Origin of the sequence: Frankia sp. AgB1.9 (genome assembly GCF_016786355.1) — a bacterium.
Classification (GTDB): domain Bacteria; phylum Actinomycetota; class Actinomycetes; order Frankiales; family Frankiaceae; genus Pseudofrankia.
On the sequence record NZ_JADWYX010000051.1, the window covers coordinates 41,901 to 65,447 of the forward strand.

Sequence of the window (23,547 nt, forward strand, 5' to 3'; positions counted from 1 at the left end):
ACCGCGCCGAGCACGAACGGCACCGGTAGCTCGCCGGTCGGGGCGGCCGGGCTTGGGGGCCGCCTACTCCCGCGGGCGTAGGCGGCCGATCACCACTGACTCTCCGTCGGCCTCGACGCTGCCCGGCCGGACGTCGAACCCGGGCCGCGACACCGCCAGCGGGTCCAGCACGACCCCGGCTGGCTGACCCGTCGCGCGGCCGCCCTCCTGCCCAGGGCCGCCCTTGCCCAGCTGGTCAGGGCCGCCCTTGCTCGGATGGTCAGAGCCGCCCCCGCCGGGCCAGCTGACCGGGATCGACTGCCGGTCCGGGCCCAGGTTGCACACCACGGCGACCGCCCCGGTCGGCCCACCCCGGTACAGCACGAACCACCGGGCGTCCTCGTCGTAGGCGCAGCGCACCGAGGACCAGTCCGGGTCGGTCAGCTCCGCCATCGTGTGCCGCAGCGCGATCAGCCGCTGGTACCAGCCGAGCAGACCGTGGTGCGGCTCGGCCGACGGCTGCGACCAGTCCAGCCGCGAGCGGGCGAACGTCTCCTCGGCCTGCGGGTCGGGCACGTCCTCGGGTCCCCAGCCGTGGGCGGCGAACTCGGCCCGCCGGCCGGTGCGCACCGCGTCGGCCAGCCAGTCGGTCACATGGTCGGTGAAGTACGCCCACGGGGTCGTGGCGCCCCACTCCTCGCCCATGAAGAGCATCGGGGTGAACGGTCCGGTCAGCAGCAGCGCCGCGCCGATCCGCAGCAGCCCGGCGGACAGCGTCGCCGCGGCCCGGTCGCCGGTCGCGCGGTTGCCGACCTGGTCGTGGTCCTGCAGGAAGATCACCAGCCGGGACGCCGGGACCGACGCGGGCACCGGCCGCCCGTGGCTGTGTCCCCGGAAGGTCGAGTACGTGCCGTCGTGCACGAACCCGCTGGTGAACGCCTTCGCCAGCGTCGCGAGTGACCCGAAGTCGACGTAGTAGCCCTGCCGCTCGCCGGACAGCGCGGCCCACAGGGCGTGGTGGACGTCGTCGGCCCACTGGCCGTCCATCCCGAGCCCGCCCGCCTGCGCCGGGCTGATCATCCGGGGGTCGTTCAGGTCGGACTCCGCGACCAGGAACAGCGGCCGGCGCTGATGGGCCCCCAGCCGGTGGACGCCGGTGGTCAGCTCCTCCAGCACGTGCGTCGCCCGGCTGTCGCGCAGCGCGTGCACCGCGTCGACCCGCAGGCCGTCGCAGTGATAGTCGCGCAGCCACATCAGCGCGTTATCGACGATGAACGCCCGGACGTCGTCGGAGCCGAAGTCGTCGAGGTTCACCGCCGATCCCCACGGCGTGGTGTACCGGTCGGTGAAGTACGGCCCGAACCGGCCCAGGTAGTTCCCGTCCGGACCAAGGTGGTTGTAGACGACGTCCAGGACGACGCCGATCCCGTGGGCGTGGGCGGCGTCGACGAACCGCTTCAGCCCCTCCGGGCCTCCGTACGGGTCATGCGTCGCGTACAGGCCCACCCCGTCATAGCCCCAGCCATGCCGGCCCGGGAAGGCGTTCACGGGCAGCAGCTCGACGGCGTCGACCCCGAGCCGGACGAGGTGGTCTAGCCGGTCGATCGCGGCGTCGAACGTCCCCTCCAGGGTGAACGTGCCCACGTGCAGCTCGTAGAGCACCCCGCCGGCCAGCGGCACCCCGCGCCAGCCGTGGTCCGTCCAGGCGAACCGGCCGTGCTCGACGACCCGGGACCGGCCGTGCACCCCGTACGGCTGCCACGGCGACCGCGGATCGGGCAGCTCCTCGTCGGCACCATCGAGCCGAAACGCGTAGTCCGTCCCGTGCCCGGCCGCCAGCACCTCGCCCGACCACCACCCATCCGGCCCGCCGGCCAGGTCCGACACCTCGTCCTGGCCATCGGGATCGCCCGGGTCGCGGGTGACCACGGCAACCGACTTCGCGAGGGGCGCCCACACCCGGAAGATGCTCATCGCCCCTGTCTTACCGTCACCCGCCGCCGACTACTCACCCGCCCCTGCCGATACCCAGCCCACCAATGTCACGGCACGCGGATCAGCATCGTGACCGGGAAGTCGCGCAACAGGCGTAGGACGTAGGCCGTACCGCCGTCGTGGCGGCGGCCGGTGAGGACGTCCAGCCACCGCCCGTCGGGGAGCGTCAGGGTCGTGTCGCGCCAACCACCGCCGCGGCGCAGGCCGAGCACGAGACGCGGCACGACCGTCACCACCGACTCGGCCCGGGTGAACGCGACCAGATGCTCGGCGGCCGAGCCGGACGCCCACAGCGGCCGGTAGGAGGCGCCGGGGCCGAACCACTCCGGGTGCTCCCGGCGGACCCGCAGCGCCCGGGACACCACCAGCAGCTTCGCGGCTCCGGTGTCGTCCAGCGCCGGCGGGCGGCGAGGGATCGGGTCGGTGCCGAGCTCGCCGAGCAGCTTGGTGCGCTCGCCGAAGTTCACCGGCCGCCGGTTGTCCGGGTCGGTCAGCGAGTGGTCCCAGAGCTCCTGGCCCTGGTAGACGTCGGGGATGCCGGGCGCGGTGAGCTGCACCAGCCGGGCGGCGAGTGAGTTCTGCCGGCCGAGCTCGACGATCGTGGAGACGTAGTTCTCCAGGGCGCCGACGAAGTCAGGATCCTCGAGTGCCGCGTCGATGTAGGTCGTCAGCGCGTTCTCGTAGGCGGGGTCCTGATCCGTCCAGGACGTGTGGATCTTCGCCTCGCGGACCGCCTTGAGCAGGTACTGGCGGGCCCGGTCGGCCGAGATCGGCCAGGCACCGGCGAGGGTCTGGACCAGGTGGTAGACGGTGACCGGGTCGGGCCAGCCACGCTCGGCATCGGTGTGCCGGTAGCCGAGCCGGCCGAGCTGGCGGACCACGTCAGCCCAGCCGCGCGGGTCCTCCGAGAGCACCGCGAGGCGGGCCCGGACGTCCTCCGAGCGCTTCGTGTCGTGGGTGGACAGCGTGGTCATCGTCAGCGGCCAGGTGCGGGCCGTCGTCACGTTGGCCTCGTGGAACTCGTGCACGGCGCTGCGCGGGTGGCCGGGCGGGAACGCCGGGTACGCGCCAGGATCGCCGCCGACCTCGTTGAGCGCGAGCAGCTGGCCGAACCGGTAGAACGCCGTGTCCTCCACGCCCTTCGCCATCACCGGGCCGGTGGTCTGCTGGAAGCGGGTCACGAACTCCGCCGGGCCGCCCAGCGCCAGGTCCTCGATCAGGTCGATCTCGGTGGAGCGCCGGGGCAGCCGGCGGCGGGCGACCTCGCAGGCACGCACGACGTGTGAGCGGGCCTCCAGCGACGGGGTGCCGTCCGGGCGGACGTAGGCGCGGTAGACGCCGAAGCCGGCGAGCACCTCGCGCAGCGCCTCGCGCAGGCCGGTCCTGGTCAGGTCGGCCCGGTCCCGGCGCGCCTCGGTGAGCGCCAACGTGGTCAGCCGGTCCAGCTCTGGCCGCAGCACGTTGTCCAGGACGTCCAGCTTGGCCAAGTGCGCGGTGTGCGCCCAGTCGGGGGCCTCGCCGGAGACCTCGGCGTAGAGCGCGGCCAACGGGCGGGCCGCGACCGGGTCGAGGAAGAGCCGGGTGACCCGGTTCAGCGACTCGTAGCCGGTGGTGCCGTCGCAGGCCCACGCCTCGGGCAGTGCCTCGTCGCCCTCCAGCACCTTCTCGACCACCGTCCACACGCCGCCCGTGGCGTCCGAGAGGCGGCGCAGGTACTCCTCCGGGTCGGCCAGGCCGTCCGGGTGGTCGATGCGCAGGCCCTCGACGGTGCCGCCGCGGACCAGGTCGATGAGCAGCCGGTGGGTCGCGGCGAAGACGTCCGAGTCCTCCTGCCGCAGCGCCGGCAGCGTGGTGATGTCGAAGAACCGGCGGTAGTTCAGCTCGGTGCCGGCGGTGCGCCACCAGCACAGCCGGTAGTACTGGGCGTCCAGGGTGCCGGCGAGGTCGTCCGGGTCGGCGGTGCCGGGGGCCACCGGGAGCACGTGGTCGTAGTAGGTGATCACCCAGTCGTCGGCCTCGCCCGGGCCGCCCAGCGGGTCGGAGCCGGGGTTGTCGAACGCGCCCAGCGGGTCGGCGCCGTCGGCGTCCGCCGACTTGACCAGTTGGATCTCGTCGGCCTCCAGGCAGTCGTGCAGCGGGTTGCCGAGCAGCGGCATCAGGACCTTGCCCGGGTTGTCCGGGGCGGCCCAGTCGATGTCGAACCAGTGCGAGTACGGCGAGTCCGGGCCCTCACGCAGCACCGACCACCACACCGGGTTGGCGCTCTGCGGCGTCGGGATCGCCATGTGGTTGGGCACCACGTCGACGATCAGCCCGAGGCCGGCCCGCCGGCAGGCGGCGGTCAGCCGGCGCAGCCCGCCGGCGCCGCCCAGCTCGGGGCTGATCCGGCCGTGCTCGACCACGTCGTAGCCGTGGGTCGAGCCGGGCGCGGCCTCCAGCACCGGCGACAGGTACAGGTGCGAGACACCCAGCGCCGCGAGATAGGGGACGATCACCGCGGCGTCGGTGAAGTTGAACTCGAGGTGCAGCTGCAGCCGGTAGGCCGAGGTCGGCACGACCCGGGTGCGCTCGTCCTGGATCGGGCCGTCGTTCATCGGCATGTCCTACTCGGCGGATCGGTGGGCGGGCTCACGAAGCACGGCGCAGCACAACCGTCGAGCGGGCGTCGAGCTGGACCTGGGCGCCGGCCTTGAGCTGCCCGGCCGTCGCCTGCGCGGCCGTCGTCTGCCCGAAGGAGTCGCCGTCCTGGGGTGTCGCGGACCCGCGTGAGTCGACGACGGTCTCCCAGCTGTCGCCGAACTCGGTCGGTGGCACCTGGAAGACCACGGTCTCGCTGTGCGCGTTGAAGAACATCAGGAACGAGTCGTCGACGACCGGCTCGCCGCGCACGTCCGGGTCGGGGATGCCGTCGCCGTTGAGGAACACCCCGAGCATCCGCGCGGTCCCGGACTCCCAGTCCTGGTCGGTCATCTCCGAGCCGTCCGGGCGCAGCCAGACGATGTCCTTGAGGGCCCCGTCGTCACCGACCTCGCCGGTACCGCGAATGGGCGCGCCGTGGAAGAAACGACGGCGGCGGAACACCGGGTGCTCGCGGCGCAGCCGGGAGACCTCCGCGGTGAAGCTCACCAGGTCGGCGTGCTCGGAAAGGTCTGACCAGTCCAGCCAGGACGTCTCGTTGTCCTGGCAGTACGCGTTGTTGTTGCCGTCCTGGGTGCGCGCCATCTCGTCACCGGCGACGAGCATGGGCACCCCCTGGGACAGGAACAGCGTCGTGAGCAGGTTACGGGTCTGGGCGGCGCGCAGGGCGCGTACGTCGGGATCGTCCGTGGCCCCTTCGACGCCGCAGTTCCACGACCGGTTGTCGTCCGATCCGTCCCGGTTCTCCTCGCCGTTCGCGTCGTTGTGCTTGCCGTTGTATGAAACCAGGTCGGCCAGCGTGAAGCCGTCATGAGCGGTGACGAAGTTGATCGAGGCGGACGGCCGGCGGCCGGTGAACTGGTAGAGGTCGCTGGAGCCGGTCAGGCGGGAGGCGAACTCGGCGATCCCGTGGTCCTGGCCGCGCCAGAAGTCCCGGACGGTGTCGCGGTACTTGCCGTTCCACTCGGTCCACAGCGGCGGGAAGTTGCCGACCTGGTAGCCGCCCTCGCCGACGTCCCAGGGCTCGGCGATGAGCTTGACCTGGGAGACGACCGGGTCCTGCTGGACGAGGTCGAAGAAGCTCGACAGCCGGTCGACGTCGTAGAACTCACGGGCGAGCGTGGCGGCGAGGTCGAACCGGAAGCCGTCGACGTGCATCTCGAGCACCCAGTAGCGCAGCGAGTCCATGATCAGCTGCAGCACGTGCGGGTGGCGGACGTGCAGCGTGTTACCGGTGCCGGTGTAGTCCATGTAGTACTGGTTGTCGTCTTCCACCAACCGGTAGTAGGCCGCGTTGTCGATACCGCGGAAGCACAGCATCGGGCCCATGTGGTTGCCCTCGGCGGTGTGGTTGTAGACGACATCGAGGATCACCTCGATCCCGGCGTTGTGCAGGTCCTTCACCATGCCCTTGAACTCCTGCACCTGCGCGCCGAGGCCGCCGGCCGAGGAGTAGGCGTTGTGCGGAGCGAGGAACGCGATCGAGTTGTAGCCCCAGTAGTTGCGCAGCCCACGGCGGACCAGGTGCTCGTCGTGCACGAACTGGTGGACGGGCATCAGCTCGACCGCCGTGATGCCCAGCTTCTGGTAGTGCTCGATCATGACCGGGTGCGCGATGCCGGCGTAGGTGCCGCGGTACTCGCTGGGCAGGCCGGGGTGACGCATCGTCAGGCCGCGCACGTGCGCCTCGTAGATCACGGTCTCGTCGTACGGGGTGCGCGGCGGCCGGTCGCCGTTCCAGTCGAAGAACGGGCTGATCACCACGGACTTCATCATGTGCGGCGCCGAGTCGATGGTGTTCAGGCTGTCCGGCTCGCCGAAGGTGTAGCCGAAACAGGCCTGGTCCCAGTCGATCTCACCGTCGACCGCCTTGGCGTACGGGTCGAGCAGCAGCTTGTTCGGGTTGCAGCGCAGCCCGCGGCCCGGGTCGTGGGGGCCATGGACCCGGTAGCCGTAACGCTGGCCCGGACCGACCCCGGGCAGGTAGCAGTGCCAGACGAACGCGTCCTTCTCGTGGAGCTCGATCCGCCGCTCGACGTCGACCGGGTCACCGTCGCTCGCGTGGGGGTTGGCGTCGAACAGGCACAGCTCGATCCTGTCGGCCACCTCCGAGAAGATCGCGAAATTGGTGCCGGACCCGTCATAGGTGGCGCCGAGGGGATAGGGGTGGCCGGGCCAGACCTGTGCCATAGCAGCGAAGCCTACGGAACCGCTGTTTCCAGTCGCTGCCGACTCGGCGGCGCGCCCCGGCGGATCTGGTCCGCGCCGACCCAGCCAGGACGCGGTCAGACCCCCTCGGCGGGGACGACTCCCGGCTCCCAGGCGGCTTCACTGAGACACCGCGCGGCCGTCGTCAAGTGACGTCAGCGACAGCTGTGCTGGACGGCGGCGTCGTTTAGCGCTGAGATAGCTCGTTTGGGTGGTGCCTGGGGGTGGTCCCGCCGGCCTGGTCATGGCACGATCCAGGTGTACCCGGCATAGATCCGACGACGGCGAGCCGCAAGGGGAAGGCGTTCTCGTCGACGGAGGGTTCCCCGTGGTCATGTCGTCAGCCCATGGGCTGTCATCCGGCTCGGCGTCGAACCTGGTGCCGGGCATGTTGTCGGTGCTCGCGTGCCCGCCCGCGCTGTGCCCGCACCTGGAGTTCGCCGTCTCCGGCGCGCTCTCGGCGACGGTGTCACTGACCTGGACGCAGCAGCCGGCCCGGCCTGGCTCGCTGTACGCCGGGTTGGAGTGGCGCGGCGCTCCCGCGACGGCTGGACGGCTGGCGACCCGGCTGCGCCGGCTGGGCCACGTCACCTTCGAGGTGGTCGAGGGCCCGTCGCCCGGCTGCGACGCCGAGCGCTACTCGTACACGCCCGAGCTCGGGCTGCACCGGGCCGGCATCGCGGCCAACGGCGACGTCGTCATCGGCGAGGCCGCGTTGCGGGCCCTGCTGGAGCGCGGCGAGGGCCGGGACACGCTCGCCCGCGGCCTGCACCGACTGCTCGGCACGGACTGGGACGACGCGCTCGAACCGCTGCGCCGTGGCTCGCACGGTGCCCCGGTCACCTGGCTGCGCCGCACCGGTTGAGGCGATCGGCCGGAACCGGCGCTTGCGCGCCTGCGCTTACCTCCCAGATCGACTCCGTCGATCCGGCAGGAACCCTGGCTCCGCCTGTCGGGCGCTGAGCGCCCTCCCAACGCCTGTCCAACTGGACGTCGACGAGGTGGGCTCGCGCCTGTCGTCGTCGGTATCTCAGGTTTCGTCCCAGCGGCAGGCGCCGGTTCGGGCTGATCGTCGTGTGATCTGGGCGTGGCTTGTCGGCGTGCGTCGCGGCTTCGGACTGCTGGCGTAGTACTCTCCCCCGGATCTTGCGTGACGGCGCGCGGTGCCGCGCTGACCGTCGAAAACCGCACACAGTGAGCGATCATCATCCCGGTGGTGACCCGCGCGCGTACGTGATCGCCGATGGTGTGCGGAATGCGCAGATCTCCGTCCTGCTTTGTCTTGTGTGCTCGTACGCGTGGCGATCACCGCCGGTGGCCCTGGCTCCGACGGCGCCCCGCGAGCCGGCGCACGCGGATCGGCGGCCGTCTCGCCCGATGGGTAGCTGAAGGGAGGACCTGGGCAGAACGGCACTGGGACAACCTGTCCCGCCCATGGCGCCCTGGCACTCCCGAGCCATCCGCCCCTTTTGTCGGGGTGAGCTGGACACAGTGCGCAGCCACTCGATCCATTCGTGTGGCGAACGCCACAGGGGAGTACCGGGGCTGAGGTGGGCACATAGGCCGGCAGTCGTGCGTTGAGGGTTGGGCACGAGGAGCGCGACCTACGAAATCGGCTTCGCCGATTCCGCGGGAACCCCGACCAAATCTGGGAGAAAAGAAGTGGCCACCGACTACGACACCCCCCGTACCGCAGATCTCGAGGACGCTCCCGAGCAGAGCCTGGAGGCCCTCAAGGCGCGGCGGGCGGATGCGGCGGCCGACCTCGGTGATGAAGTCGACCCGTTCGAGACCGAGCTCGACCTGCCCGGAGCTGACCTGTCCGGCGAGGAACTGAACCTGCGGGTACTGCCGCGTCAGGCCGACGAGTTCACCTGCACCAGCTGCTACCTGGTCCACCACCGTAGCCAGCTGGTCGATGAGCGTCGGATGATCTGCCGCGACTGCGCCGCCTGATCAACCTGTTTCACGACCGATCGGCCGGACTGCGTCCGGCCAGCCTGGTCCGGCCCAACGATGGGACGGGCAGGCAGGTCGGCGGGGATCCCTGGCGGTTGTGTCCCTGTCGACCCTCTTGACCGTGCCTGCCGAATGGTGGACACGGTGTCGAGGGTGACGGGGAGCAGCCGATCCCGGGTTCGCGGCGGCGTTGCCGCGAACCCCCCGATGGCCCACCGTCATCGCCCCCCCCCGGCGGGGGGGCAGGGGGGTTTTTTTGGGGGAGCCCGGAGCCCGCCGCCCGCACCCGGCCGCGGGCTCGACCCGGACGCCGGCGGCGCGCAGCTCCGCGACCGCGGCGGCGTCGTCACCTGGCTGGAGGTTGACGAACCGGGTAAGCCCCAGCGGGACGACGACGTCGAGCCCTAGGCGCCGGCCGTCCAGCGCGGTCTCCTTGACGCAGTAGTCACCCGCGAGGCCGATCACGACCACCGCGTGGACCCCCGCTGCCGCCAGCCGGTCGCCGAGAACGGTCGAGGCGCGCACGCCAGACCCCGGGTCCCGCGTCGAGAACCCCGAGTATCCGTCGGCCCCGTCCACACCCTTGCGGATCACCTCGCCGGTCACCCTGGCGTCGGGGTGGAAGTCGGCTCCAGGCGTCCCGGCGACGCAGTGCGGTGGCCAGACGCCGCCGGACGTGACGAAGTGCGGTGTGACCTCGGGGTGCCAGTCCTGCGTCCAGAACACCGGCGAGCCGGCCGCGACGGCGGCCGTGACCTGCGCGTTCACCGCGTCGACGATCTCCTCGCCGCCGCCGACGTAGAGGCTGCCGCCCGGCGTCGCGAAGTCGTTCTGCAGGTCGATCACGAGCAGCGCGACCGCTGGCCCGTAACGGTGGTCCACCGGTTCGGCTGTCGCCATCGGGCGTGACCTCGCTTCCGGATCGTGGACCGGGCCCTTCCTGCCGGCGGGGACTGCTCCGGTGGGGCGTGTCCCGCCCGTGGCCGCGTCCAGGGCGCCGATGACGGAATCTTAGGCTGTCCTGTATGCGGAGCCGCGACTATGGCCGAGATGTACTGGCGCCATCCGCGAAGAAGGCGCCAGCACCGATTCCCACCGTCGAGATTGAGTCGGAGCTCGTCGTGGAGGACCCGGTCAGCGGCTTCTGCGGCGCGGTCGTCGGCCTCGACGCCGACGGCGTGACGCTCGAGGACCGGTTCGGTGTGCGGCGGCTCTTCCCACTCGAGGAGGGCGCGTTCCTTGTCGAGGGCAGGCGGGTGACGCTGGTTCGGGCCCGCCGGGGTGGACCCGCCGGCCCGACCCGGACCGCCTCCGGCTCGGTCGCGGTGCCGAACGCGCCGGCCCGGGTCGCCCGGGCCAGCCGCATCTACGTCGAGGGACTGCACGACGCGGCCCTCGTCGAGCGGGTCTGGGGTGACGACCTGCGGGTCGAGGGGGTCGTCGTCGAGCCGCTGCACGGCGTCGACGACCTGCCCGCCATCGTGGCCACCTTCCGGCCAGGCCCGGGCCGGCGGCTCGGGGTCCTCGTCGACCACCTGGTGGCCGGCTCCAAGGAGAGCCGGATCGCCGCGTCCGTCACGGGTGAGCACGTTCTGGTCACCGGCCATCCGTACATCGACATCTGGCAGGCGGTGAAGCCGGCCGCGGTCGGCATCCGCGCCTGGCCGGAGGTGCCGCGGGGCGAGGTGTGGAAGGAAGGCGTGTGCCGCGCGCTGGGCGTGCGGGAGCCGGCGGAGATGTGGCGCCGGGTCCTGGCCAGCGTGGACAGCTACAGCGACCTGGAGGTAGGCCTCCTGCGAGCCGTCGAGGAGCTCATCGACTTTGTTACCGGATGAGCGGATGAGCCCGCCCGGGCCCGTGCACGAACCGTGGGGCGACGGATGACGTCCGGCCGGCGCGGGCCGGGCCTGGCCACGGTTCGCGGGGTGCCCCGCGTGGTGCTCGCCGCGATCGCTGTCGTCGTGCTGCTCGCGGCCACGGTCGCCTGGCTGCTGGTCGGCCGGGCCGCCGGGGGCGCAGGGACGACGGCCGGCGTGGACCCGCCCACGCGGCTCGGGGGTGTGGCCGTCGGCTCGCTGCCACCACCGGTGCCCCTGCCCTCGGTGGACGCCCGCGGCCGGGTGGTCGTCATCGACCCGGGCCATGACGGTGGCAACGGCGCGGCACCGGCCCAGATCAACCGTAAGGTCGACGCCGGTGGGTTCCTGAAGGAGTGCGACACCGTCGGCGCCGAGACCGACGCCGGCTACCCGGAGCACGCCTTCACCTTCGACGTGGCGACCCGGGCGGCGGCGCTGCTGCGCGCCAGGGGAGTGACCGTGGTGCTCACCCGCGACGACGACACCGGCGTCGGGCCCTGCGTCGACGCCCGCGCCAGGGCCGGTGCCGCGGCGCACGCCGACGTCTCGGTCTCGATCCACGCCGATGGCGGGCCCCCCGGCGGCTCCGGGTTCCACGTCATCGCGCCGAACCGGGCGCCGGACGGGGTCAACGAGGGCATCCTGGCCGCGTCGGCGCGGCTCGCCACTGGGCTGCGGGACGCCTACGAGGCAGCGACCGGCGAGCGGCCCGCGAACTACCTCGCCAACCAGGAGGGGATCGTCGACCGGTCCGACCTCGGCGGCCTGAACCTCTCGACCGTGCCGAAGGTCTTCATCGAGTGCGCCAACATGCGCAACGCTGTCGACGCGGCCCGGGTGTCCGACCCCGTCTGGCGTCAGCGCGCGGCCGAGGGCATCGTCGCGGGCATCCTGCGCTATCTCGCGGCGCCGCCCGGCTGACCGCCAGCGGTGTCGGCGCAGGTCAGGGGTGGCGCCGGACCGTTCGTGCCCACGTCGAGGCCCACGAGTGACCCATCGCGTTGACCGTCCCGCAACATCTGGACGACGCTCGCGCGCTGTTCGACGGTCGGGCTTAGCGTCCGCTAGAGTGCTCCTTGTCGCCGACGGAGACAGGTTCCGGCGGAGACAGGCCGAGGTGAGCCAAGTAGGGCAAACCGGGGTCAAGCGGACAGGATTTCTTCTGGTACGCTTCGCAAGGCAAAGAGCAAGAGGCGCCACGGAACACGGCTGAGCAGCACCTGGTCGTGAAGCAGGACGCGAGTCCTGTAGAGTGAGCGCACACATGCGGACGTGGCTCAGTTGGTAGAGCATCACCTTGCCAAGGTGAGGGTCGCGGGTTCGAATCCCGTCGTCCGCTCGGAAGTAGCGAGGTCAAGAGGTCCAGCCAGTCGCGGCCTCCCCCCGGCGGAGTGGCCGAGTGGTTTAGGCAAGGGCCTGCAAAGCCCTGTACGCGGGTTCGATTCCCGCCTCCGCCTCGCACTTACCCACGTGCAGCATTCCCACGGTGCACAGTTGAGGGCGATTAGCTCAGTGGGAGAGCGCTACCTTGACACGGTAGAGGTCACTGGTTCAATCCCAGTATCGCCCACGAGCCGGGATTCCTATGCTTGTCGCCCCTTCGGGGCGACTTCGCTCCGGCCGCAATGTCTGCCCAGGGGGACGACCCCCTGGAACCCCCGGGTCAGGGGCTCCGTCCCCGACACCCCCAGGGCCGCCGCGCTTCGCGCGAGCGGCCCTTTTTTCGTGTGGGCGTTCTAGTCTTTCGGGTCCGGGTGGGGGACTGGTTCAGGATGGCTTTTGCCTCGGGCGTTTTGTCTGGTGCTGGTGGTTCCGTGACGGCTCTTTCGGTGGGCGGGGTGCTGGCGGATGTTTTGGCCGGGCGCCGCCGCGGGCTTCCGACGTTGTTTCGGTGCGGGATTTTTTGCTTCGTGGGGTTGGGTGGTGGGTTTCTTTGTCTTCTGGGTTTTGGCGGTGGGGCGTTTCTCGTGGGTCTCGCGTTCCTGGGGAGTGGGGCTGGTGGGGTGTTTGCCGGGGTGGGGGAGCGCGATGAGGTCGGTGTGTGGCGTCGGCGATGATGGGACGCGTGGCTCGACTGAATGATCTGGGGCAGCCCGTGGGAGAGCCGGTCGAGTGGTCCGGCGCCCAGGCGCCACAGGTACGCGACCTCGTCGGGCGGTGGGTGCGGCTGTGCCCGCTGTCCGCCGCCGAACACGCGCGGCACGTCGTGGACCGACTGGGCGTGCACCCTGACCTGTGGACCTACCAGGGGGACGACGCGCCGGGCGACGCCCTGACCGCGGGGCGTGCGATCACCGCGATGACAGAGCGGGCGGACACCTGCGCCTTCGCGATCGTGGACCGGGCCAGCGATGCGTTTCAGGGCAGGGTCGCCCTGTTGCGCAGCCAGCCGAGCGTTGGCTCCATCGAGGTTGGCTGGATCATCTACGCGCCGTCCCTGCAGCGGACCCGCGCCGCCACCGAGGTGCAGTACCTGCTGATGCGGTACGCCTTCGACGAGCTGGGCTACCGCCGGTACGAATGGAAGTGCGACAGCCTGAACCAGCCTTCCCGGGCGGCCGCCACGCGGTTGGGTTTCGTCGAGGAAGGGACCTGGCGCAACGCCCTGGTCGTGAAGGGGCGCAACCGGGACACCACCTGGTTCTCGATCACCGACCGGGAATGGCCGCTCGTCCGGCAGGGGTTCGAGGCCTGGCTGGCCGACGACAACTTCGACGAGTCGGGCCGCCAACGGCAGACCCTCGCCGACCTGCGCGCGATACGTGCGCCGCGGTCGGCGGGAGTCCCCACCTGAGCAGCCACCTGAAAGTGGAGGCCCCCGGGCCTACGGCATGAGAAAAGCCCGCCCGGTGGTTTCCCACCGGACGGGCCTGGCGATTTTGTCGTTCGCCGGACGGTGCCCGCACCGGATTCTCCGCGGGTCGGGCTTCCGCCCGACCCGGGCGCATCACCGGTCGGGGCCGCCCCAGATGAGCAGGGCCAGCTCGGCGTCGAGGTCGATCACGTCGCTCTCGCTTCCGAGCGGGACCGCCGCATAGGTGCGCCGCAGGAAAGCGAGCACCTCCGAGCGCGGCATTTCGAACAGCGCGTGCCCTGACGGACTGGACAGCGACAGGCAGACGATCCTTCCGCCTGACTGCGCGGCCGGCCAGACCTGAACGTCGCCGTCGCCTGCTGGGCGGCGCACTCCGTCACTCAGGAGCTGGCGGGCGAAGGTCCACTCGACGACCTCGTCCGCTCCGGTGCGGAACCCGATGCTGACCGCGTATGGGTCATCGGGCTCGTACCGGACCGTCGCGGCGACGGGGACCGGGGCCCCTCCGGGCACGACGAGCCGGAGGGCGAGTTCTGCGGTGATCGAATCGTGACGAATAGTCATCGGGCGGCCTCTCAGCGGTGCGGTGGTGCGGGCGAGCACCCGTGTAACGAGATGGTTCCCTCTCTGAGGCTCGTAGGAAACAAGATTATGCCAAGACAACATCCGTTACGGCCGTTCGCGCCACTTGCCCGGCCAGGGAGTGGTGCCCACCTTCGTGAGGCCCCCGAACCGGCGTGGCCCCGGTGTCGGGCCGCGTCTTGAGAGATGACGACGGACCGGTTCCTGGTCCATCGGGAGCCCCCCAGACACGGTCCTCGCTGCCGTGGCCGTGCGCAGACATCGTTCCCCGCGCAGCGGACCTCAACCCCGGCGAGAACCGTCCAACGCCCATGGGACCACCAGCGGCCGGACATCGCAGAGACATCGGCCGGACACGCCCTCGATACCGGCCAGTCTGCGAGCGAGACGCCACCGACACGCCGTCCGCACCTCCCGTCAGGTTGTGTAAGCTGAGCCCGCAGCACGATCGACATGCGCCCAGCGGGACCTGTCCTCGGACCCTCACCCGGCCGGTCGAAGTGCTTGCGGCTCGGGCGTATAGCTCAGTGGTAGAGCGCTGCCTTCACACGGCAGAGGCCCGTGGTTCGAAACCACGTACGCCCACCGAGTCGGCTCCGCGTGTTCGCCGCTTTTGGCGGCTTCACCATGGACCCGCGATGCCTGCCCAGGGGGGCGACCCCCTGGAACCCCCGGGTCAGGGGCTTCGCCCCCGACACCCCCGTTTGTTCGCCTTCGGCTTCACTTCCCGGGTTCGCCGCCGTTGGCGGCTGCCCGTGGGGGCCTCGGCTTCGCCTTCGGCGTCCGGTTTGTTCGCCTTTGGCTTCACGTCACGCTCTGGGGGCGCCGGCGTTGGCGGCTTCCTCGGCGTGGCGCCTTTGGGCTTCGCCCTCGGCGTCCGGTTTGTTCGCCTTCGGCTTCACTTCACTGGTTGGGTTCGCCGCCGCTGGCGGCTCCCCGCGGGGGCCTCAGCTTCGCTCTCGGCGTCTCGTCTGTTCGCCTTCGGCTCACATCACTGGGTTGGTCTGGGTGGCTCCCTTGGGGGTGGCGGTGCCTGGGCGGCTGGGTTTGGGCGCCGGGTGGGTGGGGCGTCGTCTGGAGTCTCGTGGGTGGGGGGACGACGGGCCACTGATCGATGAGGGGGGCGTCCGGGTTCGGGGGAGTACGGGGCGGGCGGGTCACCCTGGGCGTCGGCGTGGCGCGGGGCGGAGTCACCCGGTGCGGCTGGTGACGGCGCCGTCAGGGGGGCGTGGACGACCGCCTGGGAGCCGAGCAGGGGTGCTCCCCAGGCGTGGATTGGGCGGCGTTCTCGGCTGGGAGTGCTGGTACGGTCGGGGGCGCGGTTCCCCGGGGCGCCGTCGGCGCGGCGCCGGACGGGCTGTTGCCTGATGTCAGAGTCGTCTCTGCGAGAGTCGTCTGAGGTCAGAGCCGTCGGCGGGGCTGCCGTGGAACGGACATGAGGTAGAGGTCCTTGCGCAGCAAGCTGGACAGCCGGTGACCGATCCCATTGCGCCCGCCGGAGACCCCGGCCGGCCGGCCGGGGCAGCGGGGGTCCCCCTCGACGAGCAGGCCGGCGTCGGCATGCGGGACGCGTTCCAGCGGCTCTACACGCCCCACCGGATGGCCTACATCAAGGGCGAGAACCGGACCGACGACAGCGCCTGCCCGTTCTGCGAGATCCCGGGCCTGAGCGATGCGGACGGCCTGGTCGTCGCGCGGGGCGTCGAGGTCTACGCCGTGCTGAACCTCTATCCGTACAACGCCGGGCACCTGATGGTCGTCCCGTACCGGCACGTGGCCGACTACGCCGACCTCACCCCGGACGAGGCCGTCGAGATGGCGTTCTTCATGCAGAAGGCGCTGCGCGCGCTGCGGCTGGCCAGCGGCGCCCACGGCTTCAACACCGGGATGAACCTCGGCACGATCGCCGGTGCCGGCATCGCCGCGCACGTTCACCAGCACGTCGTCCCGCGCTGGGGCGGCGACACGAACTTCATGCCGGTTGTCGGCGGCACCCGGGTGTTGCCCGAGCTGCTCCCCGACACCCGCACCCTCGTCGCCGAGGCCTGGGAGAAGGTGGCAGACCAGGCCTGAGGCCGGAACGGGTGCCCATCGCCCGTTCCGGCCGCCGTCGCCTCAGCCGGAGCGGTCCTTGAGGACGGTCGCCGCGAGCTGCTCGGGCATCGGCTCGTAGCGGGTGAGGTGACGGGTGAAGGTGCCCGTGCCGTGGCTGAGCGCGCGCAGCTCGATGGCATACCGGAGCATCTCCAGCTCTGGGACCTCCGCGCGGACCACCGTGCGGCCCACATCGCCGGCGCCCAGCGGCTCCATGCCGATGACCCGGCCGCGCCGGCCGGACAGGTCGCCCATCACCGCGCCGACGTGCTCGTCCGGCACGAGCACCGACACGTCCAGCAGCGGCTCGAGCAGGGCCACCCCGGCCTTCGCGGCCGCGTCGCGCAGCGCGAGCCCACCAGCCACCTGGAAGGCCAGATCGGACGAGTCGACGCTGTGCGCCTTCCCGTCGACCAGCCGGACCCGGATGTCCACCATCGGGTTCCCGGTCGCGACGCCCCTGGCCAGCTGGGCGGCGAGCCCCTTCTGGACCGACGGGATGAACGCCCGCGGGACCGCGCCGCCGACCACCTCGTCGACGAACTCGAAGCCCGCGCCCGGCGGCAACGGTTCCACCTCGATCTGGCAGATCGCGTACTGGCCGTGCCCGCCGGACTGCTTGACGTGCCGGCCCAGGCCGTGGGCCGGGCCGCGGACCGTCTCCCGCAGCGCGATCCGGGGCTCCGCGCGATCCACGTCGACGCCGTACCGGCCCGAAAGCCGTTCGATCAGGACGTCGGCGTGCGCCTCACCCATACACCACAGCAGCAGCTGCCCGGTCTCCGCGTCCGTGCGGACCGTCACCGTCGGGTCCTCGGCGGCCAGCCGGGACAGCGCCGTCGGCAGTTTGTCCTCGTCGGACTTCGTCCTGGCCGTGATCGCGACCGGCAGCAGCGGCTCGGGCATCATCCACGGGGCGAGCAGCCGGGGGTTGTCCCGGTCCGAGAGGGTGTCACCGGTCTCGGCGGCGCCGAGCTTGGTCACCACGCAGATCCCGCCCGCGGCGCAGGCGTCGACCGCGCGCAGCGACGTGCCGTCCGGCGCCTGCAGCGCGCCGACCTTCTCGTCGACGTCGTGGTCGGGGTGGCCGGCGGCGGCCCGGCCATGGCCGCTGACGTGCACGGTCGCGTCGGGGCGCAGCGTGCCGGAGAAGACCCGCACCAGGGACATCCGGCCGACGTAGGGGTCGGTCGTCGTGCGGACCACCTCGGCGAGCAGCGGGCCGTCCGGGTCAGCGGCCATCCCCGGGCAGCCGGAGCCGTCACACCGGGTCAGCGGTGGCAGCGGGTGCTCGGCGGGGGAGGGGAACGCGTCGACCATCAGGTCGAGCAGCTCGACCGAGCCGACCGGGAGGCCGACGCCGCTCGCGGTCCGGGCGAAGGGCAGCACCGGGTGGAAATGACCGCGGGCGATCGCGGTCTCGGCGTCGTCCAGCAGCGTCCGCGGGTCGAGCTCCTCGCCGCCGAGGTAGCGGTCGAGCAGGGTCTCGTCCTCGCTCTCGGCGATGATGCCCTCGATGAGCGCGCCACGGGCGTCCTGGGCCGCGCCGTCGAGCTCGGCGCGGTCGGCCAGGTCGTGCCGGTCCTTGCCGGCGTACTCGACGACGTGGCCCGTCAGCAGCCCGACCAGGCGGGCACCGGCGCCGGCCTGGTCGGCGCCGTCCGGCAGGTAGACGGGGAGCACCCCGGCGCCGAACGCCTCCTGGCAGGCGGTGACGGCGGCGGCGAAGTCGGCCCGTGGGTGGTCGAGGCGGGTGACGACGACCGCGCGGGGCATGTCGACCGCCGCGCACTCGGCCCACAGCGCCCGCGTCGCGCCGTCGACCCCGTCGACCGCGCTGACGACGAACAGGGCGGCGTCGGCGGCCCGCAGGCCGGCGCGCAGCTCGCCGACGAAGTCCGGGTAGCCCGGCGTGTCCAGCAGATTGATCGTCATGTCGCGGTGGCGCAGCGCTGACAGCGTCAGGTTGATCCCGCGGGACGAGCGGTGTTCGGCGTCCCCGTGGCGGCCCTGCTGGGCCGCGCCGGCGCCACCGGCACCGGCCACGGCCAGCAGGTCCTCGGCCAGCGCGGTCTTGCCCGCGCCGGTATGACCCACGAGGACGACGTTGCGGACTTCAGCCGCGGTAGACGGCATCTCGGCCTCCGTTCGGTCGTGCCGAACGCCTCCGACGCGGCAGCGGAACTGGCGCGTCAGGGGACGGAGACCGCGACGGGCGCACCGGAACAGCGCGTTCGGTTGCGTGCGCCCCTGGCGATCCGCTCCCGGCGGATCGCAGGAAGTCGGGCGGCCCTCCCTCGCTCGGACGGTTGCGACGTCGCCGCCCAGCGTGCGCCCCTGTGATGTAACGCACAAGACCTCGGCGGTTTCCCCCTGTGTGGCATGCCGTCCATCCAGGGCGCTGACCGGCCCGATGAGCCCTGGTGTGGCGGCCGGCCGGGCCGGCGCCGCTGGGTAGGGTGAACCCGCGCGAACACCCCGCGCCGGACACGACGGGACGGACATGCTCGCTAGCAAGGCGCGGCCGCAGATCAACCGGCTGCTGGCGCCGGTAAGCCGCTGGGCCGCGCGGACGTCGCTCTCGCCGGACCTGGTGACGATCATCGGCACCGTCGGCGTGGTCGGCGGCGCGCTCGCGTTCTTCACCCGTGGCCAGTTCTTCGTCGGCACCGTCGTGATCACCGTCTTCGTCTTCTCGGACCTGATCGACGGTGTGATCGCGCGGGCGCGCGGCATCTCGTCGAAGTGGGGCGCCTTCCTCGACTCCACCTCCGACCGGCTCGGCGACGGCGCGATCTTCGGCTCGCTGGTCCTCTGGTACGCGGGGGACGGGCATTCGCTGCCGCTGGCCGGCGCGACGCTGATCGGCCTGATCGCCGGCGCCGTCACCTCGTACGTCAAGGCGCGCGCCGAGAGCCTCGGCTTCGACTGCAACGTCGGGATCGCCGAGCGCGGCGAGCGGCTGCTGATCCTGCTGGTCGCCGCCGGGCTCTACGGCCTGGGCGTCCCGTACCTGCTGCCGATCGCGCTGTGGCTGCTGGCCGCGCTGACCGTGATCACGGTCGGCCAGCGGATCTGGCACGTCTATCGGCAGTACCAGAGCTCCGGTGGCGCCGGCGCGGTGGCGGCCGCCGCGGCGTCGGGACCGGTCGCAGCCGCGCCGCCCACCGGCGGCGCCGACGGCCCTGCCGCGATGGTCGGGCCGATCAGCGCGGCCACCGCCGGCTCGGCCGGCTGAGCCCGCAGACCGGGCAGCGCATGTCCAACAGGACCACCGATCTCGCCTATGCCCTCGGCTGGCGGGTCGTGCGCGTGCTGCCCGAGCGGCTCGCCGCCCGCGGCTTCGACGCCGCCGCGGACTGGGCCACCCGCCGCGATGGCAAGGGCGTCCGGCGGCTGCGCGCGAACCTGGCCAGGGTGGTGCCCGAGGGCACCGACCTCGACGCGCTCACCCGCGCCGCGATGCGGTCGTACGCCCGTTACTGGCTGGAGGTCTTCCGGCTCCAGGACATGCCGCGGGAGCGCTACGTCAGCGACCAGTTCTTCCTCAACGACGAGTTCCACCTGCGCGACGCCTATGCCGCCCGCAAGGGCCTGATCCTCGCGCTGCCGCACATGGGGAGCTGGGAGCTGGCCGGGGCGTGGCTGGTCGCCACCGGGATCCCGTTCACCACCGTCGCGGAGCGGCTGAAGCCCGAGTCGCTGTTCGACCGGTTCGTGGCCTTCCGCGAGTCGCTCGGGATGGAGGTCATCCCGCTGACCGGTGGCGCCGAGCCACCGTCCGGGCTGCTCGCCGAGCGGCTGCTCGCCGGCGGCTGCCTGTGCCTGCTGGCCGACCGGGACCTCTCGGCCAGCGGCGTGCCGGTCGACTTCTTCGGTGGGCAGGCGAGGATGGCGGCCGGGCCGGCGGCGCTCGCGCTGCGGACCGGAGCCGCGCTGGTGCCGACGGCCCTGTGGTTCGACGGCAAGGGCTGGAACGGTCAGATCTACCCGCCGGTCGAGCACACCGACGTCGCCACGATGACGCAGGTGATGGCGGACGCGTTCGCCGACTCGATCGCGGCGCACCCGGCGGACTGGCACATGTTGCAGCGCATCTGGCCCGACCCGCCGGCGCCGGCCGCCGACCCGGCCGAGGCGGAACTGGCCAAGGCTGACCCGGTCGAGGCGGACCCGGTCGAGGCGGACCCGGTCGAGGCGGACCCGCCCCGGTGAGGATCGGCCTCGCCTGCCCGTACACGTGGGATGTCCCGGGTGGCGTGCAGGTCCACGTCCGAGACCTGGCCGAGACGTTGATCGCGGCCGGTCACGAGGTCTCGGTCATCACGCCCGCTGACGACTCCGACACGCTGCCCGGCTACGCCGTCGACGCCGGCCGGGCGCTGCCGGTGCCGTACAACGGCTCGGTCTCCAGGGTGCTGATGGGCCCGGTGTCCGCGACCCGGGTGCGCCGCTGGCTGCGGGAGAACGCCTTCGACGTGCTGCACGTGCACGAGCCCACCGCGCCGAGCGTCGGGCTGCTCGCGTGCATGCTGGCCGACGGCCCGATCGTCGCGACCTTCCACACGGCCAACCCCCGGTCGAAGATCCTCACGGCGGGCAAGGGAGCGCTGCAGCCGTCGCTGGAGAAGCTCCGGGCCCGGATCGCGGTCTCCGAGGCCGCTCGGCGCACGATCGTCGAGCATCTGGGCACGTCGGCGGTGCTGATCCCGAACGGGGTGCGCGTCGCCGCGTTCGCCGGCGCCCGGCCGATGCCCGGCTATGAGCCGCCCCACCACACGGTGTGTTTCCTCGGCCGGATCGACGAGCCCCGCAAGGGCCTGGACGTGCTGCTCGCGGCGTTGCCGGAGCTGGCCCGCCGGGTCCCCGACGTCCGGCTCCTGGTGGCCGGCCCCGGCGACGTGGCGGCGGTCCGCTCGCGGCTGGACCCGGCGCTGCGCGACCGGGTGGAGCTGGTCGGCCTGGTGCCGAACGAGGACAAGGCCAGGGTTTTCGCCTCCGGTGACGTCTACTGTGCGCCGAACACCGGCCAGGAGAGCTTCGGCATCGTGCTGCTGGAGGCGATGGCCTCCGGTACCCCGGTGATGGCCAGCGACCTCGACGCGTTCCGCCGGGTGCTCGACGACGGCCGGGCCGGCCGGTTGTTCGGGGTCGGCGAGCCGGCGCAGCTCGCCGAGGGCCTCGCCGCGCTCCTGCTCGACGACGCGGCCCGGGCCGCGTTCGCCGCGCGTGGCCGGGCGGTCGTCGCCGGCTACGACTGGCCGGTGATCGCCGAGTCGATCGTCGACCTGTACCGGATGGTCAGCGACGGCGCCGGCCCTGTGTCCCTCGTCTCGTCCGCCTCCGACGCCTAGCGACTCCCGGCGATCCTGATCTGTCGAACCGGCGACGTTCCGGGGGCAGGGCGGTCGGATCGACCAAGCGTTCACTACGCTGCCGAGGATGACTCTCGTCGTGGTCGTGGTCGCCGCGGTCGTGGCGATCGCGACCTACCTCACCTGGCTGGCCCGCCGCCTCGACCGGCTGGGAGTGCGGGTGGACGCGGCGCGGGCCGGGCTGCTCACCCAGCTGGCGGCCAGGGCCGCGGCCGCCTCCGCGCTGGCCGCCAGCCGCGGGCTCGCGCCGCTGGAGGCGGTGGCCGAGCAGTCGGCGGCCGGGCATCTGGCGCTGCGCTCCGGGGCCCCGCTGGACACCGCCGTGGAGGAGACGGAGAACCAGCTCAGCCGCGCGCTGCGGGCGCCCGAGGTGGCCTCCAGCGGGCAAGGCGCTCCGGAGCTGCTGCACGCCGTCGACTCGGCGGCCGCTCGGGTCGCGCTCGCCCGCCAGCTGCACAACGACGCGGTCCGTGACCTCCGCGCGTTGCGCGGCCGGCGGTTGGTGCGCGTGCTGCGGCTGGGCGGCCGCCGCCCGCTGCCGGCCTACTTCGAGATCGACGACGCGCTCCCGGCCTGGGTCGAGACGCCCTTCGTGCCGGCGGCCGGGGACCTCCCGTTCCGGCGGTCGGCGGCCGACGCCGCGGCGGCCCTCGGCGAGGTGCCCGACACCCTGCCCGAAGCGGCCCCGTGAGGCCGCGGTAGCGCTACCCGCTGGTCACCAGGAGTGATACTCGCTGGGCCTGTTGGGGAGAAGGCGGCTGCGGCCGGTCGTACCATGGTGGAACAGGGATAAGACCGACCACTCGCGAGACCGGTCTCTGTCGAGGCCTGCCCGCCGTTGCCGATGTGAGAGAGACGGACCGCTATGTCTGCCGGAGCCACGCCCGCCGCAACGCCCGCCGGAGTCCCCGGGGTAGCGCCTGGTGGGCAATCCGGGCCGGGCCGCCAGGCCGGCACCGCGCGGGTGAAGCGGGGCATGGCCGAGATGCTCAAGGGCGGCGTCATCATGGACGTCGTCAACGTCGAGCAGGCCAAGATCGCCGAGGACGCCGGGGCCGTCGCCGTGATGGCGCTGGAGCGGGTCCCGGCCGACATCCGGGCCGAGGGCGGGGTCTCCCGGATGAGCGACCCCGACATGATCGAGGGGATCATCGAGGCCGTCTCCATCCCGGTCATGGCCAAGGCCCGCATCGGCCACTTCGTCGAGGCCCAGGTGCTGCAGGCGCTCGGCGTGGACTACGTCGACGAGTCCGAGGTGCTCACCCCGGCCGACCCGCACCACCACATCGACAAGTGGGGCTTCACCGTTCCCTTCGTCTGTGGTGCCACCAACCTGGGTGAGGCGCTGCGGCGGATCTCCGAGGGCGCGGCGATGATCCGCTCGAAGGGTGAGGCGGGCACCGGCGAGGTCTCCAACGCCGTCGTACACATGCGCACCATCCGCGGCGAGATCGCCAGGCTGTCCACCCTGCCGGCCGACGAGCTCTATTCGGCGGCGAAGGAGCTGCGCGCCCCGTATGACCTCGTGGCCGAGGTCGCCGCGCTGGGGGCGCTGCCGGTCGTGCTCTTCACGGCCGGCGGCATCGCCACCCCGGCCGACGCCGCGCTGATGATGCAGCTCGGCGCGGATGGCGTCTTCGTCGGCTCCGGCATCTTCAAGTCCGGCGACCCGGCGAAGCGGGCGCGGGCGATCGTCGAGGCCACGACGATGTACAACGACCCGGGCGTCATCGCCAAGGTCTCCCGGGGCCTCGGCGAGGCGATGGTCGGCATCAACGTGCTCGAGACCCCGAACGCCGCCCGGTTCGCGGACCGCGGCTGGTGACGGTGGGCGTGACGGCACGGTGCCGGGCGCGCCGGGCGAGGGTGGGTACATGACGGCGTGGCGTCCCCGGGTGGGCGTGCTCGCACTGCAGGGTGACGTGCGGGAACACGCGCGGGCGCTGGCCGTGGCCGGCGCCGAGACGGTGGAGGTGCGCCGGCCCCCGGAGCTGGCCGCCCTCGCCGGTCTGGTGCTGCCGGGCGGTGAGTCGACCCCCATACG

The 23,547-nt window shown here is 72.2% G+C and carries 16 protein-coding genes, 4 tRNA genes and 2 pseudogenes; 16 read left to right on the top strand and 6 right to left on the bottom strand.

What is annotated here, in order from left to right:
* Positions 1-63: 63 nt before the first annotated feature.
* The 3 genes from treZ to glgX all read right to left on the bottom strand — a co-directional run bounded on the left by treZ (position 64) and on the right by glgX (position 6,801).
* Positions 64-1,953, bottom strand: a complete 1,890-nt coding sequence (gene treZ, locus I6A60_RS21155; protein WP_203025263.1) for a malto-oligosyltrehalose trehalohydrolase — start codon at positions 1,951-1,953, stop codon at positions 64-66.
* A gap of 68 nt (positions 1,954-2,021) precedes the next feature.
* Complete coding sequence (treY, locus tag I6A60_RS21160; RefSeq protein ID WP_203025264.1) at positions 2,022-4,568, bottom strand: malto-oligosyltrehalose synthase; 2,547 nt, start codon at positions 4,566-4,568, stop codon at positions 2,022-2,024.
* Positions 4,569-4,602: 34 nt separating this feature from the next.
* Positions 4,603-6,801, bottom strand: coding sequence for a glycogen debranching protein GlgX (gene glgX / locus I6A60_RS21165; RefSeq protein ID WP_203025265.1), 2,199 nt, complete (start codon positions 6,799-6,801; stop codon positions 4,603-4,605).
* 352 nt (positions 6,802-7,153) lie between these two features.
* Here glgX and I6A60_RS21170 point away from each other — a divergent pair, with 352 nt between their 5' ends.
* Together I6A60_RS21170 and I6A60_RS21175 are read left to right on the top strand one after the other, a co-directional pair.
* Positions 7,154-7,684, top strand: a complete 531-nt coding sequence (locus I6A60_RS21170; RefSeq protein WP_049807159.1) for a DUF3145 domain-containing protein — start codon at positions 7,154-7,156, stop codon at positions 7,682-7,684.
* Positions 7,685-8,481: 797 nt separating this feature from the next.
* Positions 8,482-8,775 (top strand): DUF4193 domain-containing protein, encoded by a 294-nt coding sequence (locus I6A60_RS21175; RefSeq protein WP_013423471.1) that lies wholly within the window; start codon positions 8,482-8,484, stop codon positions 8,773-8,775.
* Positions 8,776-9,075: 300 nt separating this feature from the next.
* On the opposite strand, the pseudogene I6A60_RS21180 reads toward I6A60_RS21175, so the two are convergent.
* Positions 9,076-9,678: pseudogene (locus I6A60_RS21180) on the bottom strand (isochorismatase family protein); the annotation flags it as partial.
* Positions 9,679-9,803: 125 nt separating this feature from the next.
* On the opposite strand from I6A60_RS21180, the gene I6A60_RS21185 reads away from it, so the two are divergent.
* From I6A60_RS21185 to I6A60_RS21210, 6 genes are all read left to right on the top strand, one after another.
* The gene (locus I6A60_RS21185; protein ID WP_203025267.1) at positions 9,804-10,613 is read left to right on the top strand and encodes a DUF3097 domain-containing protein; all 810 of its coding nucleotides are present in this window, start codon (positions 9,804-9,806) and stop codon (positions 10,611-10,613) included.
* Positions 10,614-10,703: 90 nt separating this feature from the next.
* The gene (locus I6A60_RS21190; RefSeq protein ID WP_307873789.1) at positions 10,704-11,558 is read left to right on the top strand and encodes an N-acetylmuramoyl-L-alanine amidase; all 855 of its coding nucleotides are present in this window, start codon (positions 10,704-10,706) and stop codon (positions 11,556-11,558) included.
* Between the two features lie 345 nt (positions 11,559-11,903).
* Positions 11,904-11,976, top strand: a tRNA-Gly gene (locus I6A60_RS21195).
* 46 nt (positions 11,977-12,022) lie between these two features.
* Positions 12,023-12,094, top strand: a tRNA-Cys gene (locus tag I6A60_RS21200).
* Between the two features lie 41 nt (positions 12,095-12,135).
* Positions 12,136-12,207: transfer RNA gene (locus tag I6A60_RS21205), tRNA-Val, on the top strand.
* Positions 12,208-12,693: 486 nt separating this feature from the next.
* Positions 12,694-13,431, top strand: a complete 738-nt coding sequence (locus tag I6A60_RS21210; protein ID WP_238435905.1) for a GNAT family N-acetyltransferase — start codon at positions 12,694-12,696, stop codon at positions 13,429-13,431.
* Between the two features lie 153 nt (positions 13,432-13,584).
* On the opposite strand, the gene I6A60_RS21215 is transcribed toward I6A60_RS21210, so the two are convergent.
* Positions 13,585-14,016: an SsgA family sporulation/cell division regulator gene (locus tag I6A60_RS21215; protein ID WP_007520135.1), complete on the bottom strand. Its 432-nt coding sequence runs from the start codon at positions 14,014-14,016 to the stop codon at positions 13,585-13,587.
* 531 nt (positions 14,017-14,547) lie between these two features.
* Here I6A60_RS21215 and I6A60_RS21220 point away from each other — a divergent pair.
* Both I6A60_RS21220 and I6A60_RS21225 read left to right on the top strand, forming a co-directional pair.
* Positions 14,548-14,619, top strand: a tRNA-Val gene (locus I6A60_RS21220).
* Positions 14,620-15,594: 975 nt separating this feature from the next.
* Positions 15,595-16,107 (top strand): HIT domain-containing protein, encoded by a 513-nt coding sequence (locus tag I6A60_RS21225; protein ID WP_203016189.1) that lies wholly within the window; start codon positions 15,595-15,597, stop codon positions 16,105-16,107.
* A gap of 42 nt (positions 16,108-16,149) precedes the next feature.
* On the opposite strand, the gene I6A60_RS21230 is transcribed toward I6A60_RS21225, so the two are convergent.
* On the bottom strand, positions 16,150-18,264 hold the full coding sequence (locus I6A60_RS21230) for an elongation factor G-like protein EF-G2 (protein WP_203042394.1): 2,115 nt from the start codon (positions 18,262-18,264) through the stop codon (positions 16,150-16,152).
* Positions 18,265-18,631: 367 nt separating this feature from the next.
* Between I6A60_RS21230 and pgsA the strand changes: the two genes are divergently transcribed.
* The 6 genes and pseudogenes from pgsA to I6A60_RS21260 all read left to right on the top strand — a co-directional run.
* Positions 18,632-19,366, top strand: a complete 735-nt coding sequence (gene pgsA / locus I6A60_RS21235; RefSeq protein WP_203016115.1) for a phosphatidylinositol phosphate synthase — start codon at positions 18,632-18,634, stop codon at positions 19,364-19,366.
* Positions 19,367-19,386: 20 nt separating this feature from the next.
* Positions 19,387-20,343 carry a phosphatidylinositol mannoside acyltransferase gene (locus I6A60_RS21240; RefSeq protein WP_203016116.1) on the top strand — a complete coding sequence of 319 codons (957 nt, stop codon included), beginning with the start codon at positions 19,387-19,389 and terminating at the stop codon, positions 20,341-20,343.
* The gene (locus I6A60_RS21245) at positions 20,340-21,482 is read left to right on the top strand and encodes a glycosyltransferase family 4 protein (RefSeq protein WP_203016117.1); all 1,143 of its coding nucleotides are present in this window, start codon (positions 20,340-20,342) and stop codon (positions 21,480-21,482) included. Before I6A60_RS21240 ends, I6A60_RS21245 begins: the two co-directional genes overlap by 4 nt.
* Before the next feature lie 88 nt (positions 21,483-21,570).
* Positions 21,571-22,194 (top strand): hypothetical protein, encoded by a 624-nt coding sequence (locus I6A60_RS21250; RefSeq protein WP_203016118.1) that lies wholly within the window; start codon positions 21,571-21,573, stop codon positions 22,192-22,194.
* Between the two features lie 174 nt (positions 22,195-22,368).
* Positions 22,369-23,328 carry a pyridoxal 5'-phosphate synthase lyase subunit PdxS gene (gene pdxS / locus I6A60_RS21255; RefSeq protein WP_203016120.1) on the top strand — a complete coding sequence of 320 codons (960 nt, stop codon included), beginning with the start codon at positions 22,369-22,371 and terminating at the stop codon, positions 23,326-23,328.
* A gap of 49 nt (positions 23,329-23,377) precedes the next feature.
* A pseudogene (locus I6A60_RS21260) lies at positions 23,378-23,547 on the top strand (pyridoxal 5'-phosphate synthase glutaminase subunit PdxT); the annotation flags it as partial.